General features: G+C 63.0%; 20 protein-coding genes. 13 read left to right on the top strand and 7 right to left on the bottom strand.

The window, feature by feature from the left end; all coding sequences use genetic code 11:
• Window positions 1-12: 12 nt before the first annotated feature.
• The gene (locus PQR40_RS05690) at window positions 13-1,314 is read right to left on the bottom strand and encodes an MFS transporter (protein WP_408508591.1); all 1,302 of its coding nucleotides are present in this window, start codon (window positions 1,312-1,314) and stop codon (window positions 13-15) included.
• Between the two features lie 307 nt (window positions 1,315-1,621).
• Here PQR40_RS05690 and PQR40_RS05685 point away from each other — a divergent pair, with 307 nt between their 5' ends.
• Together PQR40_RS05685 and PQR40_RS05680 are read left to right on the top strand one after the other, a co-directional pair.
• Window positions 1,622-2,146 carry a GNAT family N-acetyltransferase gene (locus tag PQR40_RS05685; protein ID WP_408334101.1) on the top strand — a complete coding sequence of 175 codons (525 nt, stop codon included), beginning with the start codon at window positions 1,622-1,624 and terminating at the stop codon, window positions 2,144-2,146.
• 279 nt (window positions 2,147-2,425) lie between these two features.
• Window positions 2,426-3,607 (top strand): hypothetical protein, encoded by a 1,182-nt coding sequence (locus tag PQR40_RS05680; protein ID WP_408508590.1) that lies wholly within the window; start codon window positions 2,426-2,428, stop codon window positions 3,605-3,607.
• Between the two features lie 73 nt (window positions 3,608-3,680).
• On the opposite strand, the gene PQR40_RS05675 is transcribed toward PQR40_RS05680, so the two are convergent.
• From PQR40_RS05675 to PQR40_RS05665, 3 genes are all read right to left on the bottom strand, one after another.
• Window positions 3,681-4,397, bottom strand: a complete 717-nt coding sequence (locus PQR40_RS05675) for a DUF2968 domain-containing protein (RefSeq protein WP_408333857.1) — start codon at window positions 4,395-4,397, stop codon at window positions 3,681-3,683.
• A gap of 425 nt (window positions 4,398-4,822) precedes the next feature.
• Window positions 4,823-6,346 (bottom strand): gamma-glutamyl-gamma-aminobutyrate hydrolase family protein, encoded by a 1,524-nt coding sequence (locus PQR40_RS05670; protein ID WP_408508589.1) that lies wholly within the window; start codon window positions 6,344-6,346, stop codon window positions 4,823-4,825.
• 128 nt (window positions 6,347-6,474) lie between these two features.
• Complete coding sequence (locus PQR40_RS05665) at window positions 6,475-8,232, bottom strand: cation:proton antiporter (protein WP_408388542.1); 1,758 nt, start codon at window positions 8,230-8,232, stop codon at window positions 6,475-6,477.
• Between the two features lie 209 nt (window positions 8,233-8,441).
• On the opposite strand from PQR40_RS05665, the gene PQR40_RS05660 reads away from it, so the two are divergent.
• The 10 genes from PQR40_RS05660 (at window position 8,442) to guaD (ending at window position 21,653) form a co-directional block, all read left to right on the top strand.
• Window positions 8,442-9,131, top strand: a complete 690-nt coding sequence (locus tag PQR40_RS05660) for a DUF2848 domain-containing protein (RefSeq protein ID WP_408222424.1) — start codon at window positions 8,442-8,444, stop codon at window positions 9,129-9,131.
• A gap of 7 nt (window positions 9,132-9,138) precedes the next feature.
• On the top strand, window positions 9,139-10,491 hold the full coding sequence (locus PQR40_RS05655; RefSeq protein WP_408508588.1) for an MFS transporter: 1,353 nt from the start codon (window positions 9,139-9,141) through the stop codon (window positions 10,489-10,491).
• Window positions 10,492-10,633: 142 nt separating this feature from the next.
• Window positions 10,634-11,314, top strand: coding sequence for a GntR family transcriptional regulator (locus PQR40_RS05650; RefSeq protein ID WP_408333848.1), 681 nt, complete (start codon window positions 10,634-10,636; stop codon window positions 11,312-11,314).
• A 125-nt stretch (window positions 11,315-11,439) separates the two neighbouring features.
• Window positions 11,440-12,819, top strand: a complete 1,380-nt coding sequence (locus tag PQR40_RS05645) for an amidase (RefSeq protein WP_408508666.1) — start codon at window positions 11,440-11,442, stop codon at window positions 12,817-12,819.
• A 121-nt stretch (window positions 12,820-12,940) separates the two neighbouring features.
• Entirely contained in the window at window positions 12,941-13,450 is a 510-nt protein-coding gene (locus PQR40_RS05640) for a disulfide bond formation protein B (RefSeq protein ID WP_153134790.1), read from the top strand.
• A 495-nt stretch (window positions 13,451-13,945) separates the two neighbouring features.
• Window positions 13,946-15,493, top strand: a complete 1,548-nt coding sequence (gene xdhA / locus PQR40_RS05635) for a xanthine dehydrogenase small subunit (RefSeq protein ID WP_408508587.1) — start codon at window positions 13,946-13,948, stop codon at window positions 15,491-15,493.
• Window positions 15,493-17,928, top strand: coding sequence for a xanthine dehydrogenase molybdopterin binding subunit (xdhB, locus tag PQR40_RS05630; protein WP_408508586.1), 2,436 nt, complete (start codon window positions 15,493-15,495; stop codon window positions 17,926-17,928). The genes xdhA and xdhB overlap by 1 nt, the downstream gene beginning before the upstream one ends.
• 92 nt (window positions 17,929-18,020) lie before the next feature.
• Entirely contained in the window at window positions 18,021-19,034 is a 1,014-nt protein-coding gene (gene xdhC, locus PQR40_RS05625) for a xanthine dehydrogenase accessory protein XdhC (RefSeq protein ID WP_408388534.1), read from the top strand.
• A 96-nt stretch (window positions 19,035-19,130) separates the two neighbouring features.
• On the top strand, window positions 19,131-20,183 hold the full coding sequence (locus PQR40_RS05620) for an adenosine deaminase (protein ID WP_408508585.1): 1,053 nt from the start codon (window positions 19,131-19,133) through the stop codon (window positions 20,181-20,183).
• 105 nt (window positions 20,184-20,288) lie between these two features.
• Complete coding sequence (gene guaD / locus PQR40_RS05615) at window positions 20,289-21,653, top strand: guanine deaminase (protein WP_408222438.1); 1,365 nt, start codon at window positions 20,289-20,291, stop codon at window positions 21,651-21,653.
• Window positions 21,654-21,758: 105 nt separating this feature from the next.
• Here guaD and PQR40_RS05610 read toward each other — a convergent pair whose 3' ends face one another.
• Window positions 21,759-23,012: an NAD(P)/FAD-dependent oxidoreductase gene (locus tag PQR40_RS05610; protein WP_408508584.1), complete on the bottom strand. Its 1,254-nt coding sequence runs from the start codon at window positions 23,010-23,012 to the stop codon at window positions 21,759-21,761.
• Window positions 23,013-23,118: 106 nt separating this feature from the next.
• Here PQR40_RS05610 and PQR40_RS05605 point away from each other — a divergent pair, with 106 nt between their 5' ends.
• Window positions 23,119-23,847 carry a class I SAM-dependent methyltransferase gene (locus PQR40_RS05605; protein WP_408508583.1) on the top strand — a complete coding sequence of 243 codons (729 nt, stop codon included), beginning with the start codon at window positions 23,119-23,121 and terminating at the stop codon, window positions 23,845-23,847.
• Between the two features lie 63 nt (window positions 23,848-23,910).
• Here PQR40_RS05605 and PQR40_RS05600 read toward each other — a convergent pair whose 3' ends face one another.
• Both PQR40_RS05600 and PQR40_RS05595 read right to left on the bottom strand, forming a co-directional pair.
• A complete protein-coding gene (locus tag PQR40_RS05600) occupies window positions 23,911-24,354 on the bottom strand; it encodes an excinuclease ABC subunit A (protein ID WP_408222444.1) in 444 nt (147 codons plus the stop codon).
• A gap of 53 nt (window positions 24,355-24,407) precedes the next feature.
• Complete coding sequence (locus tag PQR40_RS05595; protein ID WP_408222446.1) at window positions 24,408-24,830, bottom strand: signal peptidase; 423 nt, start codon at window positions 24,828-24,830, stop codon at window positions 24,408-24,410.
• Window positions 24,831-24,867 lie beyond the last annotated feature (37 nt).

Here is a 24,867-nt window from a genome sequence, read left to right as displayed (position 1 = left end):
TGAACCTTACCCTTAAGCCGTTCGATACTGATCGCGCGACTCCGGCGTGCGATACAGCACGAGCGTCGCGATCAACCCGCAGATCGCCGCCACGCCCAGGAACAGGCCAGGCGCGGCCTTGTTGCCCGTGGTGTGAATCAGCAGTGTCGAGATGGCCGGCGTGAAGCCGCCGATCGTCGTAGCAAGGCTGTAGGCCAGCGAGAAACCCGCGGTCCGAACCTCGACCGGCATCACTTCGGTCAACGCCACTACCATCGCACCGTTGTAGCTGCCGTACAGGAAAGACAACCACAGCTCGACCACCAGCAGGCGAACGAACGACGGCTCAGCGACCAGCCATTGCAGCGCCGGGTACGCGGTGACGATCGTCAGGATCGTGAAGGCCAGCAATACCGGACGGCGGCCGATGCGGTCCGACAATGCGCCCGCGAGCGGCAGCCAGACCAGGTTCGACAAACCGATACAGACGGTGACGACGAGCGTATCGATCGACGAGAGTTTCAGCACTTCCTTGCCGAAGGTCGGCGTGTAGGCCGTGATCATGTAGAACGACACGGTGGTCATGATGACCATGCCCATACCGCCCAGCACGATGCCCCAGTTCGCGGCCATCGTCTTCATGATCTCGCCCATGCTCGGATGATGCTTGCGCGCCTTGAATTCCTCGGTTTCCTGCAACGAACGGCGAATCATGAACAGGAACGGCACGATCAGGCAGCCGATCAGGAACGGCACGCGCCAACCCCAGGCCGTCATCTGGTCGGCCGGCAACAACTTGTTCAGGAACACGCCAATCAGCGCGGCGAACACCACGGCAACCTGCTGGCTACCCGACTGCCACGCGCAATAGAAGCCCTTGTTGCCCTTGGTTGCGATCTCCGACAGGTAGACCGACACGCCGCCCAGTTCGACCCCTGCGGAGAAGCCTTGCAGCAGTCGGCCAAACAGCACGAGCGCCGGGGCCAGCACACCGATGGTCGCGTAGCCGGGAATCGCGGCGACCGTGAGCGTGCCGAGCGCCATCAGCCCAAGCGTAAGGATCAGGCCTTTGCGCCGGCCGTGATGGTCGATGTAGGCACCCAGCACGATGGCGCCAAGCGGCCGCATCAGGAAACCTGCGCCGAATACCGACAGCGACAGCATCAGCGAAGCGAATTCGTTGCCACTTGGGAAATAGGTCTTGGCAATCGCGGACGCGTAATAGCCGTAGACCATGAAGTCGTACATCTCAAGAAAGTTGCCGCTGACGACGCGGAAAACTGTCTTGACCTTGGATTCCTGGGATGAGGAAGCGGCGTGTGACGCAGTAGACATGACATTCTCTGTAAGCCCGTCGCCACGCAGACAGGCGGCGCTCAGGCAGTTGAAACGATCCACTGCGTTCGGCAAGCGGATGCCACAGGCAGCTTAATTTGGAACGCGCCGGGGGCGCTGCATTTTCATGCTGAACGCATTCAGGCGGTATCAGGGTAAACGTTGTGAAACACCCGGAGCCCGCAACACGTAATGTTACCGTTCATGGCACTGTCGCGTATTCCATACAGTTTCATTACAGACAACGCCGGTTCATCCTTGCGGTAAACTTTTCGCAGACAGGCAATTCCCGTTGAACACCATCCCGATGCAAACCTCCCGCGTACTTTCGCTGCGCCCTGCGACCCTTGCGGATGCAGCGCTGATCGCCTCGATCCATAGCACCAGCTGGCAGGCTACCTATCGCGGCCTGTTGCCCGACGCATTCCTCGACGGCGAAGTGACGCGGGAGCGCGCCGCCTATTGGGAAGCACGCCTGCGCGCACCCGGCGGCGAGCGCCGCATCATCCTGATCGCCGAGCTCGCGGGCGAGCCGGTCGGTTTCGTCTGTGTCGAACGGCAACCGGAGTCCGCGTGGGGCGTGCTGCTCGACAACCTGCACGCGCTGCCTGCGCACCAGGGCATTGGCGCAGGCAAGCTGTTGATGCGTGCAGCCGAAGACTGGGCTCGCGCGCAAGGAGAGACGCAGTTGTACCTTTACGTGCTCGAAGGCAACACACCGGCGATCGGCTTTTATGAAAGACAAGGCTGGCAGTTCGTCGGCGCAGAACCGGATCATATGGGCGGCGTGGATATTACTGCATTGCGCTATGTGTACCGGCTGGATCGATGAAACAGGCATGCCTGGTTTGATCGCCGTCCAAAGCGAATCCGACTCAGGACGGAACGGCGCTTCTTTTTCGGAACAATCCGATCGTTAGTTCAGCTACTTCCAGGCATCATCTTCAGCACCCCGATGGCTTCACAGTGACCACTTATGCGGCGGCGTGCTCGACCTGAGTACGCCGTTTTCACACGGCGTTGCGACCGCGTTTCACACGCATCGCCCAGAAGCCAGAGCCCCCTGAGCCGCCAGTCCGCGGCCCCTTTACGAGGCGCTGCGAAGAAACCGATGTCAACCACTATTCCCCTCACCCTCATCGAAGGCTCCATGGCGCTGCCGAGCCTGTCGCCGCTCTGTCGCCTGCTGCCCGCGCCATTCGGCCGCGATTGGGCGCTGCTGCCGCCTGGACCTAGCTTACGGGCGGAACTCAAAGCGCTCTATGCGGCCGTGTTACGTACCTTTTGTCTCAATGCGGAAACCATCCGCGCGCTCTGCCAGTGGGAATCGTTGCGCAAGCCGCCCGCTGCGTCCACAGGTTTCATCCCGCCGGCTACCTCGACAACCGTGTTCGACGCACCGGTCGACGAATCTTTGCGAACAGCCGCAGAAACCGCGCCTTTCTCGCCGGTTAGCATGCCCGCCGCTCCGGCATCGCCGCGCGGCGGGTCAATGCATTGGGGCGCGCTGGCGGGCGGCGCCTGTGCACTCGGCGGCGCCGCGATGCTTGCCTGGATTGCATCTGGTCATCTGGCGCAGCGTCACTCAGTTAGCGATGTCAAGCCAGCGGGCCAGATCCCACTCCGCCAGCAGGCGCAGTTGGCGAATCGCCTCTCGCCTGATGCCGCCGTTAATCCACACCCAACCGCTAACAACCGTGCAGCGGGGCTTGCGCCGAGCGCCGCGTCGTCGCCCGTGCATGCGGCAGGCGCGCCTGGATCCGCACGCGCCTCTGTACCCGCATCGCCTGAAATTTTGCCGAACGCACCAGCCACGGTTCCGTTACGCGATATCACGGCAAGCCCCGCCACGGAAATCGTCACTCCAGTCAAGGCAAGGCCGGCACATGCTGCAACCGGCACCAATGTATCGCGACGCCAGGATAAGCAACGCAAAGGCCCCACGAGCCTGTACGAAAGAAGCGACCGCAGTTCGCAGACCACCATCGCGACGCGGCCGCCAAACATGTCGCCAACGAACTACGAAGTGCCGCAGATTGCAGTGCCGGCGACCGCACAACGAACGTCACCGACGCCATCGTCGGCGGGTCCTTACTCGCCAATCGCGCCGTCGCAGCTCGGCACCGACGAATACGCGTCGATAACCACGTCAGCCAGCACACACCTGCGCAATATTGCGCCGCCGTCGCGCCCTGCTTCGTCGCTTAATTCGCCTGGCATGGGTGGCACAGAATGGATCGACCACATGTCGCAACGCCGCGTAACCGAGGTTCCCGATCAGTTCGCGAAGTAAGCGCCTCGTTGTCGCAAAATCAAGTCGTAAAAAACCCGGCCATGAATGGCCGGGTTTTTTTATGCTCACGCGCCTACTTCTGCGTTGGCAATCCAAACTCGGTTTGCCGCTGCAACTGCATCACTTCGCCCTGCACCTGACGCAACTGCGCCTGCGCCTTTTCCTTTTCCGCGTGCAGCGCAACCGCCTCGCCTTGCGTCTGCCGCTGGTAGTCGTTGACCTTGGCCTGCTGCGTACGCGCAACGTCGAGATCGGCCTGCAAGCGTTTCGCGCGATCTTCCGACAACGCGATGATGTCTTCGATATATGCCTTCTGCGCCTGCAACTGCGTGCGGCGAATCTCGACGTCCGCCAGTTGCGCCGTCTGCTGGACGAAGCCGGCATAAACCGCTTCCGCCCGGCCGACATCCTCCGACTTGATCACGCGCCAGAAATGCTTGTCCTGAAAGAGCGCGACGTAATACGTCATCTCCTGCGGATAGAAGAACAGACTCGCGCCGTAACTGCCGTTATACGTGGTGCGCAATTCGCTCAGCCTGGCGTCGTGAATCATCTGCATCAGTTCGGCGACGTTACCTTGTGCCTCACCGGCGGTAACCGGCGTGTTTGATGCCGCGCTGCGCAGCGCGGCGGCAACCGGTTGCGGCGTTAGCGTGTTCATGGCCGGCCGCGTGCCGACCAGCGGTGCGGCCTCGTCGCCTTGCGCTGCCAGCACGAAGCCACCATGCTGCAACAGCGCACACGAGGCCGCGAGCAGCATGGCGCGCCGTACAATTAAGGGGTACTTCATACGTGCATGCTCCATGCAAATCCAAAACAGCCGCAGATTATCGCGCGGATTAGCCGTTAAGCGAAGCATTCAGATGTCGCACAGACGGACTTTAAATTGAGATAAATCGATAACGAACGATTTGGCTGGATGGACGCGCCAGTCGAGAAATAAAAGATTTCAGATAAGACAAAAACGCAACAATTTGACTCATGCGGACGTTTCCCAATCTGCATGGCATTCACATGAATCCAACATCAAGCAGCGCGACGATATGGAGATAGGACCATAGCAGAACGAACACGAAGGGAAAGCCGGCGCGGGAGAAAACATCCACCCAAAGCGCGCCGGCTTAAGCGTTGCGCGAACCCATGCACAACAGCATGCACCCGAAAAAAATCGGACTTGAAAGGCCGGACTCGAAAGCCCGGCTTAAAGACGCGGCCTCAGAACCGCGTTTCGCGCGCCACCCGCAGGAACGTATCGAGCAACGGCGTGCAATCGAGCAACTCCGGACCGCCCGCGCGATGAAACTCCGGATGCCACTGCACGCCCATCACGAACGGCGCACGCCGGTAGCGGACGGCCTCAATGATGCCGTCCGAAGCCGACACCGCCTCGATATTCAGATCGCGGCCGATCGTCTTGACCGCCTGATGGTGAATCGAGTTGACGATCGCTTCGCGGCGGCCCGGAAACATATTGGCCAGCGTCGAGCCGTCCGGGAAATGAATGCTGTGCCGATGCTGATCGTAGTTCTCGTTGACGTGCGCGCCTGCAGTCGGCACATCGGTGGCGATGTCCTGGTACAGGGTGCCGCCGAACGCCACGTTGATCAACTGGCAGCCGCGGCACACGCCGAGCACCGGTTTGCCCGACTCGATGAACTCATGCAGCAGTTCGAGTTCGTACATGTCACGCACGCGGTCGCCCGGCCACTCGGGGCTCGTCGCCTGTTCCGCGTACGACTGCGGCGAGACGTCCGCGCCGCCTTGCAGCAGCAGACCGTCGAGATGCTTCGCATAGTCGCGCAAACGGATATTGCTCGGATGCAGCATGCCCTGATGGCCAACCGTCGGAATCATGAACACCAGCACGTCGCGCGACATCACCCAGTGCGCGATCGATTCCTCGAGGTATTGCAGTGTCTTGCCCCGTAGGCCCTTCGCGCCCGGCTCCGGGTGGAAGATGCGCGCCGACACGCCGATGCGCAACGTACGCTGCGTGATCCGCTGACCGGCGCGATCGAACAACTGACGCGCGCGCGCCGCGATGATGCGGCCGAACACGGTCCATGCCGAATCGCTTTGTTTCAGATAACGTGGCGGCGACGGCGGCAGCGCGTTCGGCGGCGGCGGGTTCGATGCACTGAAATCAGGCGCGGCGCCGAAACCCGGCGGCGGTGAACCGGCCGGGCGGCCGGCGGCGGCTTCCGGCTTTTCCGCTTTTTCCGCCTTTTCCGTTAGCGCCGCTTCGTCAGCCGCTGTGCTCAATTCGTCAGCGAGCGGTTCGCTGCTTTCGAGCGTAGCCGGACGTGAAGTTGGACTCCTGACGGCAGATCCCGCCTTGCGTGCCGCGTGCTCGCGGACTGCGGCCTCCTGCTGCGCGGTCGACGCAGCCGCCGAACTGCGTGCTTCGGCTGCGTCGCGTTGACGCGCCGTTTGCGGATCGGCGGGGGTGACGGTAGACGCACTCCCGGGGTTGTCGGTCGACGACCTCACGGCGGCCTCCTCGGCAGCCGGCGAGGCAGTCGAAGCCGCAGGCGGCGTCACCGTCTCCCTGATCGGGGACTGGACGGAGTCTTCGTGAGAGTGCGGTAGCGAAGCCGCCGGCTCAGGCGGCGTGGCGTCGGACTTCGACGCGCCAGGGGCTGCGCCGGACGTCGTTGAGGGCGTTGAGGACGTTGGCGTCGCCGAAGGCGACGATGGGCTGCCGGGCTTGCCGGCGTTTTCAGGTTTATTTTCGCTCATGACAGTCAGACAGGCGCCTTCCACGCGAACGAATGAATATGCCCTGATTATCCGCTAGCGCGGCAAGCCCCGCAAACCCGCACACAATTGCTCACATTGTTGCGGGTTAGGGCGCAGGCCCGTCTAACTTACGGATCCGGCTGTTCCTCGAAAGTTTCGCGCAGGGCGATCTGCATCGCCGCGTGGATTTTCACGCACCAGCGCCAGACCAGCGCCAGCAGCAACGCGGCGCAAACCAGCACCACGGTCAGGAGGCCCGTAGGCGGCAAGATGCCGCCGGAGAGCGCGGCGACCAGCAAGAACACGCCGACCATCGAAACCACCGGCACCAGGTCGGAGATCGCGTAACGGATCGCGCTGGTTAAGCGCCCCGCCGTCGCCGGCTGCACGCTCACCTCGGCGAGCAACAGCGCGAGCGACTTGGTCTTGCGATAAACCGCCACCAGGAACGGCATCGACAGCACCAGCGCGATGCTCCACAGCACTACGCGCTGCATCGGCTCGGAATTCATCCAGTGTGCGAGCAAGGTGCTGGTGTAAGGCGCGCTATACGACACAGTCAGGAAGATCGCCGCGACCAAAGCCAGATTGATGGCGATCTGCAAAACGATCCGCCGCGTCATGCTGAACAGCGTCGGCTCACCGGTTCCGGTGCTCAAACTGCGCAGCCACTGCCCGTACATGCTGAACCCGTTAGCCAGCGTGCGCGGCATCGCCTGGCCGAGGCGCTGCGTCAGTGGATCGGCGGCGCGAATCAGGTAAGGCGTGAAAAGCGTGGTCAAGGCGGAGACGGCCACCGCGATCGGATACAGAAACGCGCTAGTGACCTTCAAGGTCAGACCGAGCGAGGCGATGATGAACGAGAACTCACCAATCTGCGAGACGGTCATGCCGACCCGCATCGCCGTACGACCGTCCTTGCCGGCGAGAAACGTACCCAGCCCGCAGGAAACGATCTTGCCCACAATCACGGCCACCGTAATCACCGCGATCGGCCATGCGTAGTCGACAAGCACGGCCGGGTTCAGCATCAGGCCAATTGTCACGAAGAAGATCGCGGAAAAGGCGTCGCGCAGCGGCGCGATCAGGTGCTCGATCCGATGCAGATGACGCGACTCCGCCATGATCGCGCCGATCAGGAACGCGCCGAGCGCAATGCTGTAATCAAGCTTCACCACCAGCAGACAGAAGCCGAAACAAAAGCCAAGCACCGACACCAGCAGCATTTCGTCGCTTTTCGCGCGTGCCACGTAGTTCAACGCGCGCGGCACAACCAGAATGCCGACCACCAGCGACACCGTCATGAAGAGCAGCAGTTTGCCGAGCGTCACAACGGCGACACCCGCGCTCAACTGCCCCGTCTGCGCAATGCCTGAGAGCAGCACCAGCATCGCAATGGCGAGAATGTCCTCGACGATCAGAATCCCGAACACCAGTTGCGCGAAGCTCTCGCGCTTCAGACCCAACTCGGAGAGCGCCTTGACGATGATGGTGGTCGACGAGATCGCCAGAATCGCGCCGAGGAACAACGAGTCCATCGAACTCCAACCGAACGCGCTGCCAATCTCGTAGCCGATCCATAGCATCAGCACGATTTCGGAGAGCGCCGCGACGATCGCCGTCGCGCCGACCTTGAAGAGCTTGCGCAGGCTGAATTCGAGCCCGAGGGAAAACATCAGGAACACCACACCGAGTTCGCCGAGCGTCTGGATGGTCTGCTCGTCGTGAATCAGCTGGAACGGCGGCGTGTACGGCCCAATGATCACGCCCGCGGCGATGTAACCCAGCACCACCGGCTGTTTCAGGCGATGGAACAGCACGGTGACGACGCCGGCGAGCGCCATCACGACCGCCAGATCCTGAATGAAGCCGATGCCATGATGCATGGATGCGTCCCTTACAAAAAGTAATGTCTCAAAAACGCAGTGTAACGCACCCGCGCGACGCACCGAATCGCGCAAACGTCGAAAGGGCTTGGGATTGGCCGGGTCACAAGGCGCACAGCAGGCCGCTCCATCCGAAACTTTTTTGACGTGCTGGACATCTGTGAAATATCACAATAATATTTGTCGCATATTTTCTTGGGAGTCGAGTGATGCAGCAGGTGTCCTTCAATGTTGTAGATCGTTCCGGCAACAGCCACGCCGATATCGTCGAAGTGAATCGTCTGACGATCGCCGGCTGGGCCGGGCGCGACCAGGCGGCGATCGAGCATCACATCGCCGAACTGGCCGAACTCGGCGTGAAGCGGCCGTCCACCACGCCCTGCTTCTACCGCCTCGGTGCCGAGCTGCTGACGCAGGCTGGGCAGATCGACGTAGTCGGCGTGAAGTCCAGCGGTGAAGCCGAGTGCGTGCTGGTGCGCTCGAAGACGGGGCTGCTCGTCACCGTCGGCTCCGACCATACTGACCGCGAAGTCGAGGCCTACGGCGTCACCGTATCGAAACAGGTCTGCCCGAAGCCGGTCGCACGCGACGCCTGGCGTTTCGACGACGTGGCGGGCCACTGGGACCAGCTTGAACTGCGCGCATTCGCTGTGACAAACAACGGCGAGCGGCGCGTCTATCAGCAAGGCAGCGTCGCTTCACTGCTGCCGGCCGCCGATCTGCTGGAACGCGCGCCCGTGGCAGAAGGCGCCGCGATGTTCTGCGGCACGCTGGCCGTACAAGGCGGTATCGTCGGGATGGCCGACGGCGACGCTCTGGAACTCGAACTGCACGACCCCATCCTGAACCGCACGCTGCGCCACGCCTACCGCGTGCACGCGTTACCTATCGTCGAATGAGGCACCCATGAGTTCCCCTCCGCTATCCGCCAACGCCGACGCGTCTTCCGACGCGTGGCTCGAAGCCGCTGCCCTGCGCAAGATCACCTGGCGCATCATGCCGTTCCTGTTTCTCGTCTACGTGTTGTCGTACCTGGACCGCGTCAACATCGGTTACGCGAAGCTGCAGTTCACCGGCGACCTCGGCCTTTCGAACGCGGCGTACGGACTCGGCGCGGGGATCTTTTTCTTCGGCTATTTCGTGTTCGAAGTGCCGAGCAATCTGCTGCTGAAGAAGTTCGGCGCACGCGCCACTATCGCCCGCATCACGATGCTGTGGGGCCTGCTGTCGTGTCTCATGATGTTCGTGCACTCGGAAACGATGTTCTACGTGCTGCGCTTTTTCCTCGGCGTCGCCGAGGCCGGTCTGGTGCCGGGCGTGGTGTTGTATCTGACCTTCTGGTTTCCGTCCGACCGGCGCGCGCGGATGGTCGCCGTGTTCATGGCGGCGATTCCAGTGGCAGGCATTATCGGCGCACCGTTGTCGGGCTTTCTGATGTCGGCGTTGCATGAGGCGCACGGCTTGCGCGGCTGGCAGTGGATGTTCCTGATAGAAGGCATTCCGTCGATCCTCGCCGGCTTCTGGGCGCTCGCCGTCTTGCGCAACACGCCCGCCGAAGCCGCCTGGCTCACCGACGACGAAAAGCGTGTGATCCTCACCCGCCTCTCGCGCGAAAACACTGCGGCAGCCGCCGCCGGCGCAGAGCATAGCCTTGGAGTCGCGTTGCGCTCAAGCCGCTTCTGGCTGCTGACGCTGATCTACTTCTGCCTCGTCACCGGCAATGCGGGCTTCTCGTTCTGGCTGCCGCAGATCGTCAAGGACCTCGGCGTCACGAATCTCGTCACGAACGGCTTCGTCACCGCGATTCCCTACCTTGCGGCGGGCATCGGCATGATCCTGATCGGCCGCTCGTCGGATATTACGGGCGAACGGCGCTGGCACTATGCCGTGTGCTGCTTCATCGGCGCGGCGGGCCTGCTCGGCAGCGCCTCGGTGACCAATTCGATTCCGCTCGCCGTCACCGGTCTGTCGATTGCGTATATCGGCATTCTGGCGGGCTTCGGCATCTTCTGGTCGATGTCCACCACGTTCCTGCAAGGCACCGCGGCGGTTGCCGGCATCGCCGTGATCAACTCGATTGCGAATCTGGCCGGCTATGTGAGCCCGTATGTGCTCGGCATCGTCAAGGATGCGACGCATAGCGTGACCTTCGGCTTGGTGCTGATCGCGGGGGCGTTGATCGTCGGCGGCCTGGTCACGCTGATGATGCCGCGCGTCAAGGTGCAGCATGCCGCGGCGGCGACGCCGAGCAGCGCCTGATACGCGATGATTGCCGCGATGGCTGTGACACGAGGACGGCGCCTCATGCGCAAACGGCGCCGGTGAGCAACCGCTCACCAGGCGCCGTCCTCGTAAAACCTTGCTCTACAATGCGGACGACATCGCCCGCCTCCCTCTTCACATGACGCTTTTGCAGACTGCCCGCCGTTCCAGTGCCCCTCGCGAGACCGCCACGGCAAGTCTCGCCGAGCAGGCTTATGCCTTCGTCAAGCGCGAGATCATCACGATGCGCTTGCGGCCGAGCGAGGTGCTCAACGAAGCGGAATTGATGGTGCTGACCGGTATCGGCAGAACCCCGGTTCATCAGGCGCTGCACCGGCTGGTGCACGAAGGCATGCTCACCATCATGCCGAGAAAGGGCATCATGGTCCGTCCGGTTTCGCTCGACGACGTGCTCGCGATCATCGACGTGCGGCTCGTCAACGAAAGCTACTGCGTCGAACTGGCCGCGCGCCACGCGCAGCAACACGATTTCGACGCGATGCAGGCCTTGCTCGACCGCTCGGAGATTTGCGTCGCCGCGCACGATATCGAAGGCATGATGGATATCGACCGCGAGTTTCATCTGGCGATTTCGGCCGCGTCACGCAACCCGGTGCTGGCCGACATCCTGCGCGGATTGCATGAACGCTCGCTGCGTTTCTGGTTCATTTCGCTGTCCGAGCCGCATCATCTCGAAGACGTCCACGAAGAACATCTGGAATTGTTTCGCCTGCTGCGCGAGCGCGATGCCGAAGGCGCCCGGCAATCGGTGCAAAAGCATATCGAAGCGTTCCGCGCGACGCTCTTCAATCGCATCTGATCGAAGCTGATCGGATGCCGCTAATTGAACGCATTAATTGAACGAATTAATCGACATCAACCGCGGCGACCACAACCGCGACCCCAACCGGCTTCACGCAGTTCAACCGGATGTTTCCCGACACCATGGCCACTGAATTCACGCCCTTCCCGCCGCTAGCCCAGCTTGCCGCCGACCTCGCCGCCGGCCGCACCACGAGTCGCGCGCTCGTTGAAACCGCGCTCGAACGGATCGCCGATCCGGCTGGTCAGGGCGCGGTCGCCTTCATGCACGTCGACGCCGACAGCGCCCGCGCCGCCGCCGACGCGCACGACCGCCTGCGCGCCGCCGGCACCGTCCTCTCGCCGCTCGCCGGGATTCCGGTGTCGGTCAAAGATCTGTTCGATATCGAGGGCCAGCCGACTCGTGCCGGTTCCGTGGTGCTGGCCGATGCGCCCGCCGCCAAGGCGGACGCGGTCGCGGTCGCGCGCCTGAAACGGGCGGGCGCGGTCATCGTCGGGCGCACCAACATGAGCGAGTTTGCGTTTTCCGGACTCGGCTTGAACCCCCACTACGGGCATCCGCTGTCGCCGTATCAGCGCGGAGTGAAGGGCGACGAGCGGATTTCGGGCGGTTCGTCGTCGGGCGCGGCGGCGTCGGTCGCGGACGGCATGGCGGCCATCGCGCTCGGCACCGACACCGGCGGCTCGATCCGCATCCCGGCAGCGCTGTGCGGCCTGACCGGCTTCAAGCCGACCGCCGACCGCATCCCGAAGCAAGGCGGCGTGCCGCTCTCGCCGACGCTCGACTCGTTCGGACCAATCGGCGTCTCGGTGGCCTGCTGCGCGCTGGTCGACCGGATGCTGGCCGGGCTCGAGCCGCGCATCCCGGCGGCCCGGCCGCTCGAAGGCGTGCGCCTGGGCGTATTGACTAATTTCGTTACCGACGGCGTCGAACCGGCAGTCGCCGCCGCGATCGACACGGCGCTCAAGCATCTGGAAGCGGCCGGCGCGATCGTCACCGAAGTACGCTTCGCGCCGCTCGACCGTCTGCACGAGATCAACCGCTTCGGCTTTTCGCCGATCGAAGCGTATGCATGGCACCGTCCGCTGCTGGAGAAGCACCGCGAGCAGTACGATCCACGCGTGCTGGTACGCATCCTGAAGGGCCAACCCGCCAGCGCCGCCGACTATCTGGACCTGCTTGCCGAACGCCAGGCCATGCTCGACGAAGCCGCGCGCACGCTGTGGCAGCGTTTCGACGCGGTTGTCGCGCCCACCGTGCCGGTGGTGCCGCCGCGCGTGGCCGATCTGATCCACGACGACGACGCATTTGGCCGCACCAACGCGTTGATCCTGCGCAATCCGAGCGCGTTCAACTTCCTCGACACCTGCGCACTGTCGCTGCCCTGCCATCTACGTGGCGACGCGCCGGTCGGCCTGATGCTGGCAGGCGCCCCCCACGCCGACGACGCCTTACTGGCAATCGGCCGCGGCGCCGAAGCGGTGCTCAAAGCAATTCGCTGATCGGGACCCGAGCAGACACTGAGCGGGATTGCGACTTAAAAGCGCGATAAGCGCCAGGGCGGGGGTTCGCGCTAGAATCGCGGGCACCCGCCCTTTCCGTTTCCAGACAGCCACACGATCCATGAATAACGACAATGCGATGCTGCGCCGCGAGCGCTCCCTGCTGGTTCTGCTTGGCCTGATCTGCGTCGGCCTCGTCGCCGGCGCGCTGTATCTGCAATACGGGCTACACGAAGACCCGTGTCCGCTGTGCATCATCCAGCGCTATTTCTTCCTGCTGATCGCGATTTTTGCGTTCCTCGGCGCGCGCTTCAACAGTTGGCGCGGCGTGCGTCTGCTGGAAGTGCTGGCGGCCCTGTCGGCACTGGGCGGCATCGTAACGGCCGCACGGCACGTGTATGTCCAGGCGAATCCGGGCTTCAGTTGCGGTTTCGACGCGTTGCAGCCGGTGGTCGACAGCTTGCCGCCCGCGCACTGGCTGCCCGGTGTCTTCAAGGTCGCCGGCCTCTGCGAAACGGCCTATCCGCCGATTCTGGGCCTCTCGCTGCCCACCTGGTCGCTGGTCGCTTTCGTGGTGGCTTTCGTGCCGCTGGCGCTGAGCCTGGCTAAGAATCGCCGCCGGTTCGCCTGATCGAACTGTTCCAATTAAGGTAACTGGTCTCGCGCCGGCCTTTGCACCGTCTGTCACGGCGGCTCGAAGGCCGGCGTTTTCGCATCGGCGCCGGCCCCACGGATTCGACTGTGCCAACCCTCAGGTGGCCTGCCAGCAAGCGCTGCGCATCGTTTTTGCGACAGGAACACGCTAATGGCGTGCGTCAATACCGAGTCATAGGCGCGCCCCTCTTGCGACGCCTTGTGCACCGCAAGTAGCGCCCACGGGCCCGCCAAGTCCCCCGCCCCGCCTCGTTTTCCCCAATCCGCCTCGCCTCACGCAACTTCCCGCCTTGGCGCGAATCGTACTTATCTCATGACCGCTTCCGAATAAGCTTCATGCGAGTTGGGAAATATTTTCGAGACGAGGTAGTGCTAACCTCGGACCTGGATGGCGATCTACGTGCGCGAGGCCGGCTTTGGCGCGACCCCATGCGTAACGCGCGCCCGGTCCGCACTGTCTTTCGAATTCGCCATGACAACGCAAACCATCCGCTTTTATCACCAGGGGTCCGTCCGTGAGGTCGCGGGCATCCCGGCGTCGCGCACCGTGCTTCAGCACCTGCGCGAAGATTTGCATTGCACGGGCACCAAGGAAGGCTGCGCGGAAGGCGACTGCGGCGCCTGCACCGTGGTCATCGGCGAACTGGATGCGCAAGGCGGCGTCGCGTTGAAAGCGGTCAACGCCTGTATTCAGTTCCTGCCGACGCTGGACGGCAAAGCCCTCTTCACCGTCGAAGACCTGCGCGCCGCCGACGGCGCCCTGCACCCCGTACAACAGGCCATGGTCGATTGCCACGGCTCGCAGTGCGGTTTCTGCACGCCCGGCTTTGTGATGTCGATGTGGGCGTTGTACGAAAACCAGCCGGCCGCCGCCGGCCTGCCCACCCGCGATGAAATCAATGCCGCGCTGTCCGGTAACCTATGCCGCTGCACCGGCTACCGGCCAATCGTCGACGCATCGCAGAAGATGTTCGACTACCCGCAATACCCGCGTGTGACGCTGGACCGCAAGGCGGTCGCCGGCAAGCTGCGCGAGATCCAGCGCCGCGACACCTTCGAATACAGCGCGCCCGATACGCGCGGAGCCGAATTCGGCTCGCCCACCTTCCATGCGCCGGTCACGCTCGCTGCGTTCGCCAAACTGCGCGCGGAGCATCCTCAAGCGCGCCTGCTGGCCGGCAGCACCGACGTCGGGCTATGGGTCACCAAGCAGTTCCGCGACCTCGGCGACATCCTGTACATCGGCAACGTCGCCGAATTGAAGACGATCGAACGCGATGCGCAAACGCTGACGATCGGCGCCGCCGTCACGCTCGAAGATGCCTACGTGGCACTCGCCGCCGACTATCCCGAACTGGCCGAACTGTGGACGCGCTTCGCGTCGCTGCCGATCCGCAACGCCGGCACGCTCGGCGGCAACGTCGCGAACGGCTCGCCGATTGGCGATTCGATGCCGGCGCTGCTCGCACTTGGCGCTGAAGTCGTGCTGCGCCACGACACCAAAACCCGCGCGCTTGCGCTCGACGCCTTCTATCTCGGCTACCAGAAGACCGCGCTCGCGACCGGTGAATTCGTCGCGGCGCTGCGCGTGCCACGTCCGGCGCGCGATCTGCGTTTCCGCACGTACAAAGTATCGAAGCGCTACGATCAGGACATCTCCGCGGTTTGCGCCGCGTTCGCGCTGCACATCGGCGAAAACGGCGCGATCAGGGAGGCCCGCATCGCGTTCGGCGGTATGGCCGCGACGCCTAAACGCGCCGCCCAAACCGAAGCTGCGCTAAACGGCGCAATATGGGACGAAAGCACCGCGCGGCAGGCCATGAACGCACTCGTCGCCGATTACCAGCCGCTCACCGACATGCGCGCCTCGAGCGCCTATCGACTGAAGGTGGCGCGCAATCTGCTGTGGCGCTTCCATCTCGAAACGCGCGATGACGCGCCGCTCGCCCTTTTCGACGTGAATGCGTTCGCGTACGAAGCCGACGCGCCGGACGTGGTCGTTGCGAAGGAGTCGTCGTGATGAACCGGACCGATGCTTTCGTCGAACATGCTGCAAAGCACGCCGCCGCTCAGGAGAGCGAGACGGCGATCGGCGTCTCCTTGCCGCACGAATCGGCCGCGCTGCATGTGAGCGGTGAAGCCACCTACACCGACGACATCCCCGAATTGCAAGGCACGCTGCACGCAGCGCTTGGACTCTCGCGGCACGCACACGCGCGGATCGTGTCGCTCGACCTGGACGCGGTAAGGAAAGCACCTGGCGTGATCGCCGTATTGACCGCTGAAGACATCCCGGGTGAGAACAATTGCGGCCCGGTGCTGCACGACGATCCGATTCTCGCCATAGACGAAGTGCTGTATCTCGGCCAACCGGTTTTCGCGGTAATCGCCGAAAGTCATGAACTCGCCCGCCGCGCCGCTGCGCTGGCGAAAAGCGATGACGTTGTGCGATATGAACCGCTCGAGGTCATCCTCACACCCGCTGAAGCGAAAGCCAATAAGCAGTTCGTCCTGCCGCCGCTGCATCTGAAACGTGGCGAGCCCGACGCGAAGATCGCAGCCGCACCGCACAAAATCAGCGGCACGTTCGAAGTGGGCGGCCAGGAACAGTTTTATCTCGAAGGCCAGATCGCGTACGCCATGCCGAAGGAAATGGACGGCATGCTCGTCTACAGTTCGACGCAGCATCCGAGCGAAATGCAGCAGGTTGTCGCGCATATGCTCGGCTGGCCGGCGCACAACGTCGTGTGCGAATGCCGGCGCATGGGTGGCGGCTTCGGCGGCAAGGAATCGCAATCGGCGGTGTTCGCGTGCGTGGCGTCGTTGGCGGCGAAGCTGCTGCGCCGCCCGGTCAAACTGCGCGCCGATCGTGACGACGATTTCATGATCACCGGCAAGCGCCACGACGCGGTCTACGCGTACGAAGCAGGCTTCGACGATAGCGGCCGCATTCTCGGCGCACGCGTCGAAATCGCCTTGAGAGCCGGCTATTCCGCCGACCTGTCGGGCGCGGTCGCGACACGTGCCGTCTGCCACTTCGACAACGCGTACTACCTGTCCGACGTCGACATCGTCGCGCTGTGCTGCAAGACGAATACGCAATCGAACACCGCGTTTCGCGGCTTCGGCGGCCCGCAAGGCGCGCTGGTGATGGAAGTGATGCTCGACAGCATCGCACGTCAATTGAAGTGCGATCCGCTCGATGTGCGGCTCGCCAACTACTACGGTATCGGCGAGCGCGACACGACGCCGTACGGACAACGCGTCGAAGACAACATCATCGCGCCGCTCACCGACGAATTGCTTGAAACCAGCGAGTACCGCGCGCGCCGCGAAGCAATCGCCGCCTTCAATGCGAAAAGTCCGGTGCTCAAACGCGGCCTCGCGTTCTCGCCGGTGAAGTTCGGCATCTCGTTCAACGTGCCGTTTCTGAATCAGGCTGGCGCACTGGTGCACGTGTACAAAGACGGTTCGGTACTCGTCAATCACGGCGGCACCGAAATGGGCCAGGGGCTCAATACGAAGGTCGCGCAAGTCGTCGCGAACCAGCTCGGCTTACCGCTATCGCGCGTGCGCGTGACAGCAACCGATACGTCGAAGATCGCCAACACCTCGGCGACCGCCGCCTCCACCGGCAGCGACCTGAACGGCAAAGCCGCCGAAGCCGCTGCCAGGACCATTCGCGCAAGGCTCGCCAAACTCGCCGCGAAGCAACTTGGCGGTACCGCCGACGCGGTGGAATTCGCCAACAGTGAAGTGTCGGTGAACGGCGGTGCAATGCCGTTCGAGCAATTGGTCGCCGCAGCGTATCTGGCGCGCGTGCAGTTGTGGTCGGACGGTTTCTATACGACGCCGAAAGTGCACTGGGATGCGAAAACGCTGACCGGTCATCCGTTTTACTACTTTGCGTACGGCGCGGCGGTGTCGGAAGTGGTGATCGACACGCTGACGGGCGAATGGAAACTGGTGCGCGCGGACGTGTTGCACGACGCCGGCCAGTCGATCAATCCGGCGATCGATATCGGCCAGGTGGAAGGCGGCTTTATCCAGGGCATGGGTTGGCTCACCACGGAAGAATTGTGGTGGAACCGCGATGGCCGCCTGATGACGCACGCGCCGTCGACGTACAAGATTCCCGCCGTCAGCGATACCCCCGCGGCGTTCAACGTGCAGCTATATCAGAATCAGAACGCCGAGCCGACCGTGTTTCATTCGAAGGCCGTGGGCGAGCCACCGCTGCTGCTGCCGTTCTCGGTGTTCCTCGCGATTCGCGATGCGATCGCGGCTGCGGTGCCGGACGCGGAAAATGCGCCACAGTTGCGCGCGCCGGCGACGCCCGAGGCGATTCTCGATGCGCTGGACGCGTTGCAATCGCCCGTGACAACAACGGAACACTCAGCCGGACAATCGACGGAAGCGGCCATAACGATCACAACCGCAACCCCTATCATTTAAGCAACTTCAAGCAAGGCGCGACACGAACGCGCCGCGCCGCGCTCAACCGGCCGCACGGACACCCCGCGCGGCCACGTATGGAGAACCGCCGGATGCAAGCCTGGCTACCTGACCTGCAACAACTGCTCGCGCACGGCGACGCCGCCGTGCTGGTGACGGTCGCGCGCGTCGAAGGTTCGGCGCCCCGTGAAGCCGGCACCAAGATGATCGTCACACGCGATTCGGCCAAGCACACGATCGGTGGCGGACACCTCGAATGGAAAGCCATCGAGACCGCACGCCAGGTGCTGCGCGACGGCATGCGCTCACCGCATATGCGCCGCCTCGAACGCTTCGCGCTTGGCCCCAGTCTCGGTCAATGCTGCGGCGGCGCCGTGATTCTCGCCTTTGAGCGCCTCGACATCGGCGACCTCGGCTGGATCACGTCGCTCGCGAAACGCGTGGCCGCGGGTCTTTCGACGGTACGTAGCGTATCATTCGGCCCCGCACCGGATGCGGTGATGCTGTCCGACCCTGAACCGGGTGTGGATGCCTCCGACTGCCTGCTGTGGGACGGCGCCGGTTTCGACGACAGCGGCGCGCTGCTCACCGAAACCATCGCGCCAGGCGATTTCCAGGTCGTGCTGTTCGGCGCCGGTCACGTGGGCGCCGCGCTGGTTCGCGTGCTCGCCACGCTGCCTTGCACCGTGCGCTGGGTCGACGAGCGCGACGCGCAGTTTCCACCCGCGGAAACCTTGCATGCACCGAACGTGAAGATCGATCCGAACGACGCGCCTGATGAAGCCATCGACCAGGCCGCGCCGCACACGTACTTCATCGTGATGACGCATAACCACGCGCTCGATCTCGAGTTGGCCGAGCGCATTCTGCGGCGCGGCGATTTCGCGTTCTTCGGCATGATCGGCTCGCATAGCAAGCGCAAGCAGTTCGAACATCGGCTGGCCGCGCGTGGCATCGATCCGTCGCAGATTGCGCGGATGAAGTGTCCGCTTGGTGTCGACGGTATCGTCGACAAGTCGCCGGAGATCATTGCGATCTCGGCGGCCGCCCAGGTGTTGCAGGCTGTGGAGGCGAATGCGGGCGCGCATGCGGCGCAGACGGTCTGATTTGCCGCACAATCGACCTGCCGCCCCACAGCGATTGCGTCCTGTCCTGCAGCCTGCATCCGGCGCGAACCGACTCCAACGAACTCCTGACCGACCATGAATACAACGACCGCTACCCCAACATCCCTCATCGAGAAAACCGCTCGCGCGCCAAAGGCCGAGCTGCACATTCATATCGAAGGCTCGCTCGAACCCGAACTGATCTTCGCGCTCGCCGAGCGCAACGGCGTGAAGCTTGCCTACGACTCGATCGAAGCCTTGCGCGCCGCGTACGCATTCACCGATCTGCAATCGTTCCTCGACATCTACTACGCCGGCGCAAGTGTGCTGCTGCACGAGCAGGACTTCTACGACATGACGACGGCATATGTCGAACGCTGCCTCGCCGACAACGTAATTCACAGCGAAATCTTCTTCGATCCGCAGACGCACACTGAACGTGGCGTGCCGATCGCAACTGTCGTTGCCGGCATTGATCGCGCGTTGGCCGATGCGGAACAGCGCGGCATGTCGAGCAAGCTGATTCTGTGTTTCCTGCGCCATCTATCGGAAGAAGATGCGCTCGCCACGCTCGAAGAAGCACGGCCGCTGTTCGAGCAGTACAAGCATCGCCTGATCGGCGTGGGTCTCGATTCGTCAGAACGTGGCCATCCGCCTTCAAAGTTCGAACGCGTATTCGCCCAGGCACGCGCGCTCGGTCTGAAACTGGTCGCGCATGCGGGTGAAGAAGGCCCGCCGTCGTATATCTACGAAGCGCTCGATCTGCTGAAAGTGGATCGCGTCGACCACGGCGTGCGCAGCATCGAAGATCCGGCCCTGGTCACACGCCTCGCCGACACGCGCGTCGCGCTGACCGTGTGCCCCCTGTCGAATCTGAAGCTCTGCGTGTTCGACGACATGACCAGGCACACGCTCAAGGACCTGCTCGATCGCGGCGTCGCCGTCACGGTAAATTCCGACGATCCTGCTTATTTCGGCGGTTATGTGAACGCCAACTATTTCGCCACTATCGACGCGTTGAAGCTCAACGATGCCGAGGTCTACACGATCATCCGCAACAGCTTCGAAGCGTCGTTCGTCACGCCCGGGCAACGCAGCGAACTGATCGCAAAGCTCGACGCGTACTGGTACCCAAGCGGCCCGCATTGACGGGCCAACGAATGACAGCCGACGGCGGCATGGGTTTGTTTCAGAGCCAGAATCAAGTCGCCGTCCGCGCTGTTTTGCTCCTCACAAATACGGAGACGGTTTTTCATGACTCACTCGGCACAATCAGCCAAACCCGCCCAATCAGCATTCCGCGCACAACTGCTGACCTTCAACGGCGATCCTGCGCAATCGCCCAACGCGGCTGTCTTTAACGAGGACGGTTTGCTGATCGTCGAAGACGGCCATGTCGTCGCAGCGGGCGCCTATGCCGCGCTCGCGTCGCAACTCGCGCCGGGCACCCAGGTGCAGGAGATGCGCGACAAGCTGATCGTGCCGGGTTTCATCGATACGCACATTCACTATCCGCAAACCGACATGATCGCGTCGCCGGCGCCGGGGCTCTTGCCGTGGCTCGACACGTACACGTTCCCGACCGAGCGCCGCTTCACCGATCCGGCGTATGCACGCGATACGGCGAGCTTCTTCGTCGAGGAACTGCTGGCTTGCGGTACGACCACGGCGCTCGTGTATTGCACGGTCCACAAGGAATCGGCCGACGCGCTCTTCACCGAAAGCGAAGCACGCAATCTGCGCATGGTGGCCGGCAAGGTGCTGATGGACCGCAATTGCCCCGAGTTCCTGCGCGACACCGCGCAATCGGGCTATGACGACAGCGCCGAGCTGATCGGCCGCTGGCACAACCGTGGCCGCCAGATGTACGCGCTCACGCCGCGTTTCGCACCGACTTCGACCGAAGCGCAACTCGAAGCGTGCGGCGTGCTGGCGGGCAAGCATCCGGACATCTTCATCCAGAGCCACGTCGCCGAGAATACCGACGAAGTGAAATGGGTCGCCGATCTGTTCCCGGGCCACCGCAGCTATCTGGACATCTACGATCACTACGGTCTGCTGCGCCGCCGTGCGGTGTACGGCCATTGCATCTACCTCGACGAGGAGGACCGCAAGCGCATGGCGCAAACCGGCACGGTCGCCTCGCACTGCCCGACTTCGAACCTGTTCCTCGGGAGCGGCCTGTTCGACTTCGACAAGGCCGACGAAGCCGGCATGCCGATCGCGCTGGCAACGGACGTCGGCGGCGGCACGTCATTCTCAATGCTGCAAACCATGAACGAAGCGCACAAGGTCGCGCGTCTGACCGGCCATCATCTGACGGCCACGCGCATGTTCTACCTCGCCACTGCGGGCGCGGCCGAAGCGCTCGATCTGGCCGACAAGGTCGGCACGTTGAAGCCGAAGTCGGAAGCCGACTTCGTCGTGCTCGATCCGCAAGCCACACCGCTTCTCGCGCGCCGTACCGCGCGCACCGAATCGCTCGAAGAACTGCTGTTCGCGTTCGCGCTGCTCGGCGACGACCGCGCGATCTACGAAACGTATGCGGCGGGCAAGCGCGTGCATCGTCGCGACGACGTGCGTCAACATGCGTCGCGCGTCGCGAAGATCGCGGCTTGACTGGATTTCCGATCTGACTCCTGATTGGTGATTCAGGCGGTTGAATAGAAAACGGCGCTTCTTTCAAGAAGCGCCGTTTTCATTTGCTCATGCCGTGCAGCCCGATCAAAGGTGGGTGCACACGTCGTGCAGCGCATTCAGCCGCCGCACCGGATCGGCGACATAGGGATTCGATTCATCCCACGCGTAACCCGCCAGCACCGCGCTGATCATGCGGCGAATCAACGGCGTCTGGTCCGGGTAGAAAATGATGTCCTGCAGCTCGCCCGTGTACCAGCGCTCGACGAAAGCGCGGAACGTATCGATCCCCTTACGCAACGGCACGTCGTAATCGGCCGACCAGTCGATCGGCTCGCCATCCAGTTGCCGGTTCAACGTGTGCACCGCGAGATGCGCGGAACGCAGCGCGATCGTCACGCCGGACGAGAACACCGGATCGAGAAATTCGCCCGCATTGCCGAGCAACGCGTAGCCCGATCCGTGCAAACGCTCGACGTTCGCCGCGTAGCCGCCGATGTGACGCACCGGCATCAGGAACGGCGCGTTACCGATCAACGGCCCGAGTGTCGGCTCCTGCTGGATCAACGCACGGAGTTTCGCGTCGCGCCCGGCTTCCGGCACGTCGAGAAAACTGGCCTCGGCGACGCAACCCACCGACGAGCGGCCGCCCGCCAGCGGAATCATCCAGAACCATACGTCGCGGCGCTCCGGGTGCGTCGCCACGCAGATCTTGTTGCGGTCGGTCGCACCGGCCGGAATGCCGTCCTGCACATGCGTGAAGATCGCGGCACGGGTCGGCATGCGCGTGGGCGCTTCCAGGTTCAGCAAGCGCGGCAGCACGCGGCCAAAGCCGCTTGCGTCGAACACGAAGCGCGCTTCGACTTCATACACGTTGTCCGCATCGTCGACTACGTCGAGCACCGGCTTGTTGCCGTTTTCACCGGTTTGCATTGCGCGGACTGTGTGGCCGAAACGCACGTCGGCGCCCTGCTCTGCCGCGCAGCGAATCAGAATATCGTCGAATACCGCACGCTCCACCTGGTACGTGGTGCCCCAACCCGGCGAATGTTTGTCGCGAAAGTCGAACGCCGACGACTGGCCGCGGTAAACGAAATGCGCGCCGTTCTTGTACTGGAAACCCGCTTCGACCACCGCCTGCAGCATGCCGGCCTCTTCGAGGTACGTCATGCTTTGCGGCAGCAGACTTTCGCCGATCGAGAAGCGCGGAAAATGCTGGCGCTCCAGTACCAGCACCGAGCGGCCCGCCCGACGCAACAGCGCCGCCGCAACCGCGCCCGCCGGACCCGCACCGATGATCGCCACGTCGACGTTTACGCGCTTTGACGAATGTGTACTCAAGGTTGCCTCAATCGTTTGCTTGCTCTTAACAGCGTTACGCTGCATCCTTACTTTTCGTTACAATTACGCGTCACGGCAAGAACAATATTTCGTCTGGGAGCCCAGCGTGTTGTCATCCGAAACATCCAGCGTGCCTTTCGTGCCGGAAACGGCCTTCGGGATCTGGTTCCTGCGTACCTACACGTGGGAACATCATGTTCTGCGGGTCGCGATCAACGACCTCAAACGCCTGATCGACGCGCCCTTGCCCGCTGCGCCGGTGATCGTCGACGTCGGCTGTGGGCAAGGCATTTCGTTTCGCCTGCTCGCCGACGCGTTCAAGCCCCGCCGCATTGTCGGCATCGATTTTCACGAACCGTCGCTGGCGCTCGCGGCCAATGCAGCCAACGCCTGCCGCGACAAGCTCGCCGATATCGAACTGCTGCACGGCGACTGCGCGAAATTACCGTTGCCCGATGCCAGCGCCGACATCGTGTTCTGCCATCAAACCTTCCACCATCTTGTCGAACAGGACCGCGCGCTTGCCGAATTCCGCCGCGTGCTCAAACCAGGCGGCATCCTGCTGTTCGCCGAATCCACCGACGCGTACATCAAATCGTGGGTGATCCGCTTGCTGTTCCGCCATCCAATGCACGTGCAGAAAAGCGCCGACGGCTACCTCGACATGATCCGCCGCGGCGGTTTCCGCTTCGAGCAGCGCAACGTTTCGCTGCCGTACCTCTGGTGGAGCCGCGCGAAAGACTTCGGCCTGCTCGAACGTCTCGGCCTGTACCGTCAGCAACCTGGCAAGCGTCGTGAAACGCTGGTCAATGTCGCGGCGCTCAAGGCAGATTGAAACTCGTCAGGGTGGTGGCATGCTACCGCCCTGACACGCATCACAGCGCGCTTATCTGTGTGACTACTTGCGCAGCGTCACGACATCACCCTTTAACGCCACGCCCGCGATCACCGCACCCGCACCACACGTGAACTCCGTCGCGCTCTCGCGCACTTCGTTCTTGTAGTTGCTCTTGATGTTGATCACCGCATTGCCGCCTTCCTTGCGCGCGCGCTCCTGCAATTCGATCACGGCCGAAAGGAACACGTGCTGGCACGCGTCCAGATCGCTCTTGCCGAAAGCGTTGGTCTTCTTGTTGGTCGCGAATTCACCCATCGTCTTGGTGACAGACGGATGCGGTTGACCCGCGAAATACAGCGCGATGTCGTCACCAACCTTGCCTGGTTCGCTCTGCAGCGCCGGCGCGACCGGATAGTTGGCAACCGTGTCGCGGGCAAAAGCCTGTGTAGCGCTCAGCATGGCGAGCGAAGCGAGCAGCGCGGCAAACAGCACATTGCGTTTCATTGAGACTCCTTGGTGGTTTTTGTTGCTCTAGTGAGTTCTATGTTCAATTCAACCTAGTTCGCGTCCAGCACAACGAGTTGCCCGCTCACCGCAATTGCGGCAGCACTGGGACTCACACCGCACGTGAAGTCTGTCGACGAGTTGGTCTCGGTGCTATGAAAGCGCGTCGATACATCGATCACGGCGTTGGCATTGCGTTCGCGGGCTGCCGCGCGCAACTTCTCCACGGCTTCGGCGAGAGCCTCATGACATGCGTCGTCGGGGCTCAACACCTTGCGCGCGATCCGCACGGAATAGGAGACGCCGCCCAATTGACTCTTCACCGCAGGGTGGCTCTGCTGGCCGAAATACACCGGCACGCCCCCACGCGACTGGCCGCCGGCGGCGGCGAGCGGCAGCGACTTCACGTCCGTGGCGCACCCAGCCTGCGTCAGCACGACCACTGCCAGCGCGCCCAGTACAAAACGTTTTTTCATTTTTATCGCCCTCGTTTCGTTAACAATCGCGGCCGGT

Origin of the sequence: Paraburkholderia sediminicola, assembly GCF_046026855.1 — a bacterium.
Classification (GTDB): domain Bacteria; phylum Pseudomonadota; class Gammaproteobacteria; order Burkholderiales; family Burkholderiaceae; genus Paraburkholderia; species Paraburkholderia sediminicola_A.
Note: the sequence above shows the minus strand (reverse complement) of the source record. Positions and strands in the feature narration are given on the sequence as shown.